Here is a 12,162-nt window from a genome sequence, read left to right on the forward strand (position 1 = left end):
CGGCGACGAGGAGATCGAACGGCTGGCCGCCGACGGCGTGATCGGCCTTCCCCCTCGCTAACGCCGGCCCGCGCCCGCAACAGGCCCGCGCCTGCAACAGGAGAGCATCCCCGTGACCCGATCCCTCTTCCGCGCCGTCGCCCTCGCGGCCGTGCTGGCCACGGCCTTCCTGCGCCCGGCCCCGGCCGCCGCGGCCGGCGGCGAGCTGGTCATGGCGACCGTGTCGCTGACCAGCGACGACTTCCAGCTGGCCATGGCATGGTCCGACGTGCTGGGCCAGCAGAACACCGGCTTCCGCATCACCCCGGTCGCCACCGGCACGGTGAAGGGGCTGCGAAACCTGTCGCAGGGGCGCGCCGACCTGTCGCTGATCGGCGCCCCGCACTTCCTGGACGCCATCAACCGCGAGGGCAGCTTCAAGGACGACCCGCCGGGGCTGGTGGATTCCTACAAGGGCCTGCGCGTGCTGTTCGCCATCGACACCGGCATGGGCCAGTACGTGGTGCGCGCCGACAGCCCGATCCGCACGCTGTCCGACCTGAAGGGCAAGCGCGTCGCCATCGGCCGCCCCGGCGGCAACGCCGGGCGCGTGTCCAGCGTGCTGTTCCAGGTGCATGGCGCCGACGTGGGACGCGGCGGCTCCGTGCAGGCCGAATACCTCGACTACGGCCCCTCGCTGGAGCGGCTGGGCAACGGCCAGATCGACGCCGCACTGGTGTGGGGCGGCATCCCGCAGGCCGGCATCGACCAGGCATCGCGCAGCACCAGGCTGCGCTTCGTCTCGCCCGACGCGGGCAGCCTGCCGGCGCTGCAGGCCGCCATCACCAACGGCGCCCACTACCTCTACCGCACCATCCCGGCGGAGCGGATCAAGGAGGCCTACGGCGGCCGGGTGGAGAGCGACGGCGACGTCCGCTTCTGGACCTTCGCCTTCATGGTGCTGGCCCGCGCCGACATGCCGGAGCAGACCGCCTACACCATCTGCCGCACCTTCTGGACCAACGCGGACAAGATCCGCGCCAGCTCCGCCGCGCTGGCGCTGGTCGACCTGTCCACCGCCGCCCAGGGCCTGTCGGCCGAACTCCACCCCGGCGCCCGCCGCTGCCTGAGTGAATTAGGCGCGCTGTAGGGCCGCTCTCCCCTCCGCTTCACGGAGAAGCGCCATGACCACCCTGTCCGCCACCGCCGGAACCGGCCTTTCCATCGACGGCGCGCGCCGCCAGATCGGCCTCGCGCTGTGCGCCGTCCTGGCCGCGTTCATCGTCGGCTCGGCCCTGTACGGCCGGCTGACCGCCTGGGTGCAGTACGAGGTGGTGCTGATGCTGGCGCTGGGCGCCACCTTCGCGCTGCGGCCGGGGCCGCTGCGGGCGCGCCCGGCGCTGGACGCGCTGCTGTCGGCGGTGCTGGCCGGCGGCGGCGTGTTCGCCGGGGTCTACATGCTCGGCCACTACGAGGAGATCGCCGCCTTCCGCGAGGGCTTGCCCAACGACTGGGACATGGCGGCCTACGTGGTCGGCACCCTGGTGGTTCTGGAAGGTGCCCGCCGGGCGGAGGGGTGGCTGCTGCTGGGCGTGGTGCTGGCCGGCATCGGCTATCTGGCGTTCGGGCACCTGCTGCCGGGCTGGGTCGGCCACCGCGGCCTCAGTGCGCCGGAGGTGTTCGAACTGGCCTACAGCGCCAACGGCATCTTCGGCGTGGCGCTCGGCTCGGTGGTGGAGATCGTCTACGTCTACGTGATCTTCGGCGCGGTGCTGCGCCTCAGCGGCGCCGGCGCCTTCTTCGATTGGATCGCCGGGGCGCTGGCGATGGGCCGCCGCTCGGGATCGGCGCAGTGCGCGATCATCGCGTCGGCCCTGTTCGGCTCGATCAACGGCTCGGCCCCGGCCAACGTGGTGGCGAACGGCGCCATCACCATCTCCATGATGCACCGCGCCGGCTTCACCAAGGCGTACGCGGGTGCCGTCGAGGCGTCGTCCTCGGTGGTCGGGCAGATCATGCCGCCGGTGATGGGTGTCGGCGCCTTCATCATGGCGGAGATCACGGGCATCCCCTACGCCAACATCATGCTGGCGGCGGTGGTGCCGGCCTTCCTGTTCATCTTCTCGCTGTCCTGCGTGACGGCGCTGGAGGCGGCCAAGCTGGGCATCCGTCCGCCGGAGGGCCTGGACGGACGCTGGAACCGCCTGCGCCTCTTGCAGATGCTGACCGTGCTGGCGTCCTTCGGCGTGCTGCTGGGCATGCTGTTCAGCGGCTATTCGGTGGACCTGTGCGGGCTGGGCGCCATCGCCACGCTGCTGGGCCTGTCGCTGCTGTTCAAGGAGACGCGCCCCAGCTTGCGCGACCTGCGCCGCATGCTGGTCGACGGCGGGCTGGAGGGGCTGAACGTCGCGGTGGCGTGCGCGGCCATCGGCATCATCATCGGCGCCGTCTCCGCCACGGGCCTCGGCATCAAGATCAGCCAGGCGATCGTGGCGCTGGGGCAGGCGGACCTGTTCCTGGCGCTGCTGGCGGCGGCGGGCTGCGCCGTCCTGCTGGGCATGGGGCTGCCGACGGCGGCGTCCTACCTGCTGGTGGTGTTCACCGCCGGGCCGGCGCTGACGCAGCTGGGCCTGCCGGTGCTGACCGTGCACATGTTCGTCTTCTACTACGCCGTCATGTCGGCGATCACGCCGCCGGTGGCGCTGGCCGCCTTCGCCGCCGCCGCCATCGCGCAGGAGCCGGTCATCAAGATCACCATGCACAGCATGCGGCTGTGCATCGTCGCCTTCCTGTTCCCCTTCCTGTGGATCTACCAGCCGGAGCTGATGCTGCAGGACCTGTCGGCGCCGCACCTGCCGGCGCTGTTCGGCGCCCTGGCGGCGCTGGTGCTGGCGGTGGTGATGCTGGCCGCCGTGCAGGTCGGCCACTTCCGCGGCCGCCTGTCGTGGCCCGAGCGGCTGGCGCTGGCCGTGGCCGCCGCGCTGATCTACGTGCCGGGCGCCGTGACCACCGGCATCGGCTTCGCCGCCGGCGCCGCCATCCTGGGCCGCCGCCTCTTCCTCACCCGCCGCCAATCCGTGGAGGTCACCCCTTGAGTCTCTACCCGCCGCCCGAAATCATCGAGGCCGAGGTCTTCGCCCGGCTGCCCGACAGCTTCCGCAAGCAGGGGCGCCGCAGCGCCTGGTCCGACGCCAACAAGCGCGGGCAGGAGCTGCACTCCTTCCTGGAAGGGCCGGCCTTCGACGCCGACGGCAACCTCTACGTCACCGACATCCCGTTCGGCCGCATCTTCCGCGTCTCCCCGGACGGCGCCTTCACCCTGGTCGCAGAATACGACGGGGAGCCGAACGGCCTCGCCTTCCACAAGGACGGCCGGCTGTTCATCGCCGACTACAAGAAGGGCATCCTGTCGCTGGACACCCGCACCGGCGCCGTCACCCCGGTGATGGAGCGCACCAACGGCGAGTGCTTCAAGGGCGTCAACGACCTGGTGTTCGCCGCCGACGGCGACCTCTACTTCACCGACCAGGGGCAGACCGGCCTGCACGACCCCACCGGCCGCCTCTACCGCCTGTCCAGGGACGGCCGGCTGACCTGCCTGTTCGACACGCTGCCCAGCCCGAACGGCCTGGTGCCGAACAAGGGCGAGACGGCGATCTACGTCGCTGTCACCCGCGCCAACGCCATCTGGCGCGTGCCGCTGGCGGCCGACGGCACCACCTCCAAGGTGGGCCTGTTCATCCAGATCTCCGGCGGCCTGTCGGGCCCGGACGGTCTGGCCATGGACGCGGACGGCGGGCTGTGGGTGGCGCACGCCGGCAACGGCAGCGTCTGGGGCTTCGATATCCTGGGTGCGCCCAAATACCGCATTGTTTCGCGCGAGGGGCTGTTCACCACCAACATCGCCTTCGGCGGCCCCGGCAACCGCACCCTCTACATCACCGAATCCGAGAGCGGGACCATCCTGCGCGCGACCCTACCGATGGCCGGTAAGCCATTGTATGGACCCGATAATTCCTGATTCGCGCGTGCCGCGAATCAGGCCGCGGCTCGACGCGCGAATCGGGTAACGGAACCGGCGGCAGCGACCGCCGCGCGAACGGCGCCGGGCCTCCCGGCGCCGTTTGCTGTTCCAACGGTGTACCGATAATTGCGAATTAACGGTTTTTTATGGGTTGGATGTTGCGCGGCCAGCCCTGCGCGGCCCGCAGATCCCATGTGCATGTATGCGTATTCATTTGGGTTGCATTTGTTCCAGTTCTGACATAAAAACCAAACACACGACGGCGACGCGATGCCTTCAAAAGCGAAACGGTCGGCCGTCGGACACAACCATAAAAAACTATGCAAATCTTAGTCGAATTGCCGGAGCCATAAAGAGGCACCGGCCAGCCGGCTTGGATTTTGGGCGTGAACGCCAGACCGACGAATTCTCGCCGGAACGGTGAACACTGTCCTGACTGTGAATGAATGCACCTGGCGGGCATCGCTCTGCCAGAACGAGGAATCTTGTTTCCCCTTCGAGCCGAGAAAGGATGCAGGGCGCATGTCTTTGCAGAATTGTTTCATCATTGACAGCACCCTGCGCGAGGGTGAGCAGTTCGAACTCAGCCACTTCGACCTGGGCGACAAGATCGAGATCGCCAAGGCGCTGGACGACTTCGGTGTGGATTTCATCGAAGTGACGTCCCCGGCGGTCAGCGAAGCCGCCCGCAAGGCCTGCGAAGTGCTGGCCGGCATGGGTCTGCGCGCCCGGATCGCCGCGCACCTGCGCTGCCACATGGACGATGTGCGCCTTGCCATCGAGTCGGGCATCACCTGCTTCAACCTGTTCATGGCCGCCTCCCCCATCCTGCGGGCCTCCAGCCACGGCCGCGGCGTGCAGGAAATCGTCGAGCGCGCCACCGAGGTGGCCGCCACCATCAAGGTCGAGGTGCCGGACGCCATCGTCCGCTTCTCCTGCGAGGACGCCTTCCGCAGCTCGCTCAGCGACCTGCTCAGCATCTACATGCCGCTGGCCAAGACCGGCCTGTTCTCGCGCTTCGGCATCGCCGACACGGTGGGCGCGGCCAGCCCGCTGCAGGTGATGGAAACGGTGCGCACGGTGCGCCAGCTGCTGGGCCCGGACATCGACATCGAGTTCCACGGCCACAACGACACCGGCTGCGCCACGGCCAACGCCTGGATGGCGGTGCTGGGCGGCGCCACGCACATCGACACCTGCGTCCTGGGCCTGGGCGAGCGCAACGGCATCACCCGCCTGGAAGACCTCGTCGCGGCCATCTACGCGCAGGACGCCGAGACGGCGCGCACCCGCTTCGACCTGCCGGCGCTGATGCCGCTGGTCGAGATGGTGGCCGGCAAGGTCGGCGTGGAGATCCCCTTCGGCCAGTGCATCGTCGGCTCCAGCGCCTTCACCCACAAGGCGGGCGTGCACAGCAAGGCGATCCTCGCCAACCCGAAGACCTACGAGATCCTCGACCCGGCCGATTTCGGGCGCGAGCGCAACGTGATGATCGCCCACCAGCTGGTCGGCTGGAACGCGGTGCGGGCGCGCGCCGACCAGCTCGGCTACGACCTCGACGCCGACGCGCTGAAGGCGGTCACCGCCCAGCTGAAGGACATCGCGTCGCGCCGCCGCATCGCCAACAGCGACGTGGACGACCTGATCGCCTCGGCCGCCGCCCTCGCCAACCGCAAGGCCGCCGCGTGAGCCCCGCCGCCATGAACACCACCATCCAGACCCCCGACACCGCACCCTTCACCACCATCGCGCCCGGCCTCGGCTTCGGCCGGCCGCTGCCGGCCGGCTGGCGCCCGCTGGCCGAGACGGAGCTGCTGGTCCTGGTCGGCGTGACCGGTGCCGGCAAGTCCACCGCTCTGGCGGCGCTGGACCAGCGCCGGGTCGCCTACAACCTGCTGCCCGACCGCCGCGTCGTCACCGACCGCGTCATCATCCCGCTGTACGACGGCGGCGCCGTGCTGGACCGCGTGCGCCGGTTCGAGATCACCCAGCGCTTCACCCGCGACTGCCCGGGCGGCATGGCCGCCGTGCTGGCCGGCATGGCCGCCGACGCTCACCGCCGCTCCCTGCCGCTGGTGTTCGACGGGCTGCGCGGCGAGGTGGAGGTGACGCACGCCGCCGCATCCCTGCCGAACGCCCGCTTCCTGGTGCTGACCGCGCCGGATGCCGTGCGCCTCAACCGCCTGCTGCGCCGCGGCGACGCCTTCGACCGCGCCACCGCGACCGGCGCGCCGTCCACCGGCGACCTCGACCTGCCGGGTGCGGAGGACATCCTCTCCGCCGACGACATCGCGCAGCTGCGCGCCGACGTGGCGGCCGGGATCCTGACGGCCGAGGACGTGCGCGGCAAGTTCGCCATCATCGCCGCCGAGCGCCGCAACTACGACCCCGACCGCACGGTGGCCGCCCTCCTGGCCCATGCGCCGGAGCGCACGGCGGTGGTCGACACCACCGTCTGCGGCCCGGCCGAGGTCGGCGCCGCCCTGGCCGGCCTGCTGGCCGGCGACCGCACCGAAGCCGCCGCCTGACACGGCGCGCGCTTAACGAAAAGCCGCCGGCCCCGAAAGGGACCGGCGGCTTTTTCGTGCGTCGTAGGTTGGGTTTTCGCTGGCTCTAGAATGAAACAAGGGACAGGCGCTCCTCATAGCCCCTCCCCCTTGACGGGGGAGGGGTTGGGGAGAGGGTGGTTACGCCCGGCAGGGCGGAAGAGAGTCATGTTCCGCCTGCCGGCGGCTATCCCCCTCTCCCCAACCCCTCTCCCGCGAGGGGAGAGGGGCTTTGTCCTATTGTCCTAGTTTCACCCCGCTGCGGGTCGGCGCGCTCGCCGGTGAGAACTCAACCCAATCTGCTGGCCCAACGTCGGGCCCCCTCACCCCGCCCGCAGCACCATGTCCAGCAGCGACAGGCCACCGGCGGCGGCCACGCAGATCACCAGCGCGCCGCCCAGGTTGCGGCTGAAGATCAGCTTCGGATAGGGCACGCGGAACATCTGCCCGGCCACCATCACCGTCACGCCGACCGGCGAAATGGTCACCGCCAGGCTCCAGCCGATGATCAGCGCCACCGCCAGCGCCAGCCGGTCCACCGCGTCCGGCAGGATGGCGAAGACGCCCAGCAGCACGGCGGCCGAGATGGCCGGGTGGAAGCCCAGCGCCCCCGCCGCCAGCATCAGCAGCAGCACCGCCAGCAGCAGCGGGAACGGCGCCAGCCCGGCCAGCAGCGGCGCCACCGTCGGCGCGAAGCCCGGCAGGCCGGCCAGCACCGCGGCGAAGACGTTGGCCGCCGCCACCAGCAGCAGCTCGTCGCTGCCGTAGACGATGCCGGCGAGGCTGGTCTTCAGGATGCGCGGCGCCTGCTCCCGCCCGCTCACCACCAGCATCACCGCGCTCAGCAGCGGCACGCCGACCACCACGGCGCCGATGGCGCTCATGCCCGTCAGCTCCATGATGGCGATGAACACGGCGGCGATCATCGCCGATATGGGCGCCAGCGGCGCCAGACCGTGGATGATGCGCCCCAGGCTGCGCGGCCCGGTGCCGGTGCTGGCGAGATCGCACAGCAGCGCCAGCGTCGCGCAGAACAGCCCCAGAAGGATCACCGACCCCGCCGGCACGTCGTGCATCTGGTGCGTGACGAAGGCGACGCCGACGAAGAACGGCGACCAGAAGGCGGCGAAGCTGATGCCGCGGATCGACCCCAGCGCGGCGGCCCGGCGGGCTCCCTCGCCGGCCTCCGGCATCAGCAGCGGCGCCAGCACGGCGTGCGCGCCGAACGACAGGAAGCTGCCCAGCCCGAAGGCGCCCACGGCGAATCCGCCCGGCACGTGCCGCGCGTCCAATTGTCCCAGGCGGGTGCGCACCTCGCGGATGGCCGGCCCGGCGTGCGCGATGGTGCGCAGCAGCTGCAGCACGCACAGGAAGGCGCCCAGCAGCATGGCGTTGTGCAAACCCAGCCAGATCGGCCGCAGGTCGCCGACGCTCAGCGTCACGCCGGCCACCGCCGTGGCCAGAAAACAGAACAGGATCCGCGTCGTCCGCCGCGCGCGCAGGAACGCCGGCACGATGAAGAGCGCCAGCAGCACCGCCGCCACGTCGCCCAGCGGCCCCTTCCACGCCGGCACCAGCAGTGCGGCGAATTGCAGCGCCGTCAGCCCCAGCAGCAGCGCCTGGATCAGGCGGATGACCGCGCGCTGGAGCGGCGACGGGTGCGCGGCGTCCGGCAGGACGGTGTTTTTGTCGGCTTTATTCATCTCACCACCGCCGGCTTCCGGCTCGATAACGGCGTAACATACGGGAATATGCGGATCCACCGAGGGCATCATACCCCCATATCGACCGGCATCTACAGAATGAATTAACTCATTCGTAGTATCAAAGTCACTCATCCAGGGCCGGCGGTTACGCTCCGTCCGGGATATCGCACAGGGGAAGACCGGACCGGCGGCTGCCGGCCGTGGCGCGCGGCCGACTCACGCATCGGTTGTTTATCCTCGGCGCCTTTGTGCGCATGCGTCGTAATGCCGCGCCCGATACGTCACGGAACTTTAACGAAAATGCTCGTTTTTTAATGTGTGTTGCGCGCCAGTCGCACATTGCGTATTGGTTAGAAGGCAAACCACAGGTCGTACTGCTTTAAGTGGAACCATCTCACGGAAGGTGAGCAGCATGTTTATGATCTCGAAACTGGGGCGTGTGGCATCCACCATGGGCGCCGCCGCGCGCATCGCCGCCGCCGGCGCGCTGGTCGCCGGCCTTCTGGGCGCCGGGACCGCCTCGGCCCAGGTGGCCCGCGTGGTCACCGCCGACTTCGCGCCGCTGACCGACAGCACGTCGCCGGACAAGAAGGGCCTCGTCCACGACATCGTCCTCGAGATGATGAAGCTCCAGAAGATCGACAAGCCGATCGAGTTCATGGCCTGGAACGCGGCGGTGCAGCTCGCCGACAGCACCGCGAACGTCCTCATCCTGCCGATGACGCGCACCGCCGCGCGCGAAGACAAGTACCTGTGGCTGACCAAGACCTTCGACCTGAACCGCTCCTTCGGCGCCCGGCCGGGCAGCGCGCCGGTCAACACCATCGATCAGGCCAAGGCGCTGAAGGCCGTGGGCACCACCGTCAACAGCGCGTCGCTGGCCTACCTGAAGGACAAGGGCCTGACCAACATCCAGGAGTTCCCCTCCTCGCGCGACCTGATGCAGGCGCTCAAGGATGCCAAGATCGACGCCGTGTACCAGCCCGACGCCTTCGCCAAGGCCGACTGGAAGGCCGTCGGCGGCTCCGGCGCGCTGGTCTTCGGCGAGATCCAGGAGCGCTCCGCCTCCTATCTGGCCGCCAACAAGGGCTCGAACCTGAACCCGGCCGACTGGCAGGGCGCCATCCAGGTTCTGGAGCAGGACGGCACCATCGACAAGCTGGTCGCCCTCTACGGCATGAACTGATCCGCACCGCCCGTGGGGCCGCCGGCCCGGACCCCCGTCCGGCGCCGGCACCCCGCGGAGCCGCGGAAGAACAGGCGCCCATCGCATACCCGGATATTCTTTTGCTCCGGCCTGCTCATTGCGATTTCACTGAAAAATGAGACACATCAATCCGTTTCTGTAATTAGAAAGCTAACTTAGCGATGCGCCAACGCGTCGCATTGTTTTGGGCAGGTGGCGCTGTCGAACTTGTTTGTCTATCCTCGTCCAGCCGACGGCCTTGGTTTCCGGCGATGGTTGTGACGTTCTGTCCTGGGGGAATACTCTGATGTCGATCGACGGTATGGCGGGGACGGCCCCGAGGGGTCTGCCCGTGATGCGCAGCATCAGCCAGAAGATCATCCTGTCCGTGGTTGTGCTGCTCGCCCTCGGGCTTGGCAGCCTGGTCACGTACCAGACGATGAAGGCGCGCGATCTGGCGCTGCGGGTCTTCGATCACGGCTTCACCCAGGGCACCGAGCTGCTGGCCGACAACATGTCGGCCGCCGTGCGCTACGCCCGCCTCGAAGCGATCAAGGGCTCCTATTCCAAGATCATCCAGGATCCGGAGACCGGGCTCGACGCCATCCTGGTGTACGACAAGGCCGGCAAGCTGCTGGACAGCTACACCCGCGCGGGCATCGACGAGAAGCCGCTGGCCCAGCTGGTCGAGGCCAACCGCAACCGCACCGACACCAGCAGCGTCGTCCAGGCCACGCCCCTGCAGACCCTCGTGGTGAGCAGCGTCACCATCGGCGCCCAGCGCGAGCGCGTCGGCTCCCTGGCCGTGGCGTGGAGCCGCAAGGTGGTGGTGGACCAGATCGCGGTCGACACGCAGGCGTCCGTCGCCATCTCCCTCGGCGTCGTCGTCGTGCTGGTGATCGCGCTGTTCCTGCTGATCCGCCGCGTCATCATCGCGCCGACGCGCGAGATTTCCGCGGCCATGCAGATGATCTCCGACGGCAGGCTGGACATCCGCCTGTCCTGCCTGAAGCGCGTGGACGAGATCGGCACCATCGCCCGCGCGGTCGAGGTGTTCCGCGACAGCACCTCCAAGGTCACCCTGCTGAACGAGGAGCAGCAGCGGATGAAGGCCGAGTCCGAGGCCAACCGCAAGAAGCTGATCGCCGAACTGGCCGCCGATTTCGAGTCCAACGTCTCGACGCTGGTCGAACAGGCGCTGATGGCGGCGGGCGAGATGGGCGACTTCGCCCACACCATGGCCGGCCGCATCGCCGAGGCCGAGCGGGGTGCGGTGGAGATCGCCAGCGCCACGTCCCACACCATGGAGAACGTCGGCAGCATCGCGTCGGCGACCGAGGAGCTGTCGGCCACCACCTCGGAAATCTCGCTGCGCATCAACCAGTCGGTGGAAGGGGCGCGCAACACCGCCGAGGCGGCCGACCAGACCAGCCACACCATCGAGGCGCTGGCCAGCCAGGCCCTGCGCATCGGCGACATCGTCAAGCTGATCAACGACATCGCCAGCAAGACCAACCTCCTGGCGCTGAACGCCACCATCGAGGCGGCGCGCGCCGGCGACGCCGGCCGCGGCTTCGCGGTGGTCGCCAGCGAGGTGAAGGCGCTGGCCAGCCAGACCGCCCAGGCGACCGAGGAGATCACCCAGCAGATCAACGGCGTGCAGCAGGCCACCCAGCGCGCGGTGGACGAGATCAAGTACATCTCCAAGGTGGCCGACGGGGCGCGCGAGATCGCCACCGGCATTGCCGCCGCCGTGGAGGAGCAGAACATCACCACGCGCGAAATCTCCCGCGCCGCCAACCACGCCGCCTCCGGCACCCAGGCGGTGGCCACCAACATCGACATGGTGACCGGCGAGGTGGTGGACGCCAGCAAGATGGCGAAGGATCTGGTGACCACCAGCCGCAAGGTGTCCGACCAGTTCGACATGCTGCGCCAGCAGGTCTCCAACTTCATCGCCCACGTCCGCGCGGCGTAATCCCATCCCCTCCCCATTCAGAAGACGAATTGGGGAGGGTTTTTTGACACAGATGAACACAGATCGACACAGATGAACGCGGATGGACGGCCAGTCACGCCGGTCATTCTTCATCTGAGTCCATCTGTGTTCATCTGTGTCCCCATTCGTTTTCGAATGGCCTCCTTGCGGGCAGAGCCAAGTGCCCGCCCCCTCCATACGGGCGACCTTGAACGATGGCGCCGGGAAGGCATCTTCCTGCTGTCGCCGTCGAAGGGAGAGCCGAGCGCATGCACGCCGTCCGTCTTGCCGCCCGTTCCGCAGCCTGGATCCAACTGGCCATGATGGCCACCGCCGCCACGGCCTGCGCCGGCGGCGGCGCAGCCGGTCCCGGCACCGGCGCCGGTCCCGACGGCCGCGTCTTCCAGACCGAGAAGGCCACCGTCCGGGTGACCACCGTCGCCGGCGGGCTGGAGCGCCCCTGGGGCCTCGCCTTCCTGCCCGACGGGCGCATGCTGGTGACCGAGAAGAAGGGCACTCTGCGCCTCGTCAGCTCCGACGGCACCAAGTCCGAGCCGCTGCAGGGCGTGCCCCGGGTCGACGCGCGCGGCCAGGGCGGCCTGCTCGACGTGGCGCTGGACCCGGATTTCGCGCGCAACCGCCTCGTCTACCTCAGCTACGCCGAACCGGGCGAGGACGGCCGGAACTCCACCGCCGTGGCGCGCGGGGCGCTCAGCGCCGACGGCCGGGCGCTCACCGGCACG

The 12,162-nt window shown here is 69.2% G+C and carries 9 protein-coding genes; 8 read left to right on the forward strand and 1 reads right to left on the reverse strand.

Going from position 1 to position 12,162, the window contains the following annotated elements; genetic code table 11:
* Positions 1 to 112 precede the first annotated feature (112 nt).
* The 5 genes from VED21_RS27910 to VED21_RS27930 all read left to right on the forward strand — a co-directional run bounded on the left by VED21_RS27910 (position 113) and on the right by VED21_RS27930 (position 6,531).
* A complete protein-coding gene (locus tag VED21_RS27910) occupies positions 113 to 1,129 on the forward strand; it encodes a TAXI family TRAP transporter solute-binding subunit (RefSeq protein ID WP_324888257.1) in 1,017 nt (338 codons plus the stop codon).
* 34 nt (positions 1,130 to 1,163) lie between these two features.
* Complete coding sequence (locus VED21_RS27915) at positions 1,164 to 3,074, forward strand: TRAP transporter fused permease subunit (RefSeq protein WP_324888259.1); 1,911 nt, start codon at positions 1,164 to 1,166, stop codon at positions 3,072 to 3,074.
* Positions 3,071 to 4,000, forward strand: coding sequence for an SMP-30/gluconolactonase/LRE family protein (locus tag VED21_RS27920; RefSeq protein WP_324888261.1), 930 nt, complete (start codon positions 3,071 to 3,073; stop codon positions 3,998 to 4,000). The genes VED21_RS27915 and VED21_RS27920 overlap by 4 nt, the downstream gene beginning before the upstream one ends.
* Positions 4,001 to 4,525: 525 nt before the next feature.
* The gene (locus tag VED21_RS27925) at positions 4,526 to 5,692 is read left to right on the forward strand and encodes a homocitrate synthase (protein ID WP_324888263.1); all 1,167 of its coding nucleotides are present in this window, start codon (positions 4,526 to 4,528) and stop codon (positions 5,690 to 5,692) included.
* Positions 5,693 to 5,703: 11 nt separating this feature from the next.
* The gene (locus VED21_RS27930; RefSeq protein ID WP_324888265.1) at positions 5,704 to 6,531 is read left to right on the forward strand and encodes a hypothetical protein; all 828 of its coding nucleotides are present in this window, start codon (positions 5,704 to 5,706) and stop codon (positions 6,529 to 6,531) included.
* Between the two features lie 341 nt (positions 6,532 to 6,872).
* Here VED21_RS27930 and VED21_RS27935 read toward each other — a convergent pair whose 3' ends face one another.
* The gene (locus VED21_RS27935) at positions 6,873 to 8,252 is read right to left on the reverse strand and encodes a hypothetical protein (RefSeq protein WP_324888267.1); all 1,380 of its coding nucleotides are present in this window, start codon (positions 8,250 to 8,252) and stop codon (positions 6,873 to 6,875) included.
* Positions 8,253 to 8,673: 421 nt separating this feature from the next.
* Here VED21_RS27935 and VED21_RS27940 point away from each other — a divergent pair, with 421 nt between their 5' ends.
* From VED21_RS27940 to VED21_RS27950, 3 genes are all read left to right on the forward strand, one after another.
* Complete coding sequence (locus tag VED21_RS27940; RefSeq protein ID WP_324888269.1) at positions 8,674 to 9,441, forward strand: transporter substrate-binding domain-containing protein; 768 nt, start codon at positions 8,674 to 8,676, stop codon at positions 9,439 to 9,441.
* Positions 9,442 to 9,796: 355 nt separating this feature from the next.
* Entirely contained in the window at positions 9,797 to 11,419 is a 1,623-nt protein-coding gene (locus tag VED21_RS27945) for a HAMP domain-containing methyl-accepting chemotaxis protein (RefSeq protein WP_324888271.1), read from the forward strand.
* 269 nt (positions 11,420 to 11,688) lie between these two features.
* Positions 11,689 to 12,162, forward strand: a 474-nt coding sequence (locus VED21_RS27950) for a PQQ-dependent sugar dehydrogenase (protein ID WP_324888273.1), incomplete at its 3' end; no start/stop codon positions are given.

The organism is Azospirillum sp., assembly GCF_035627195.1.
Lineage (GTDB): Bacteria > Pseudomonadota > Alphaproteobacteria > Azospirillales > Azospirillaceae > Azospirillum.

Coding starts and splice junctions, on each gene's coding strand:
- VED21_RS27915 (WP_324888259.1), top strand. CDS start 1,164: ATGACCACCCTGTCCGCCACCGCCGGAACCGGCCTTTCCATCGACGGC.
- VED21_RS27925 (WP_324888263.1), top strand. CDS start 4,526: ATGTCTTTGCAGAATTGTTTCATCATTGACAGCACCCTGCGCGAGGGT.
- VED21_RS27930 (WP_324888265.1), top strand. CDS start 5,704: ATGAACACCACCATCCAGACCCCCGACACCGCACCCTTCACCACCATC.
- VED21_RS27935 (WP_324888267.1), bottom strand. CDS start 8,252: ATGAATAAAGCCGACAAAAACACCGTCCTGCCGGACGCCGCGCACCCG.
- VED21_RS27940 (WP_324888269.1), top strand. CDS start 8,674: ATGATCTCGAAACTGGGGCGTGTGGCATCCACCATGGGCGCCGCCGCG.
- VED21_RS27945 (WP_324888271.1), top strand. CDS start 9,797: ATGCGCAGCATCAGCCAGAAGATCATCCTGTCCGTGGTTGTGCTGCTC.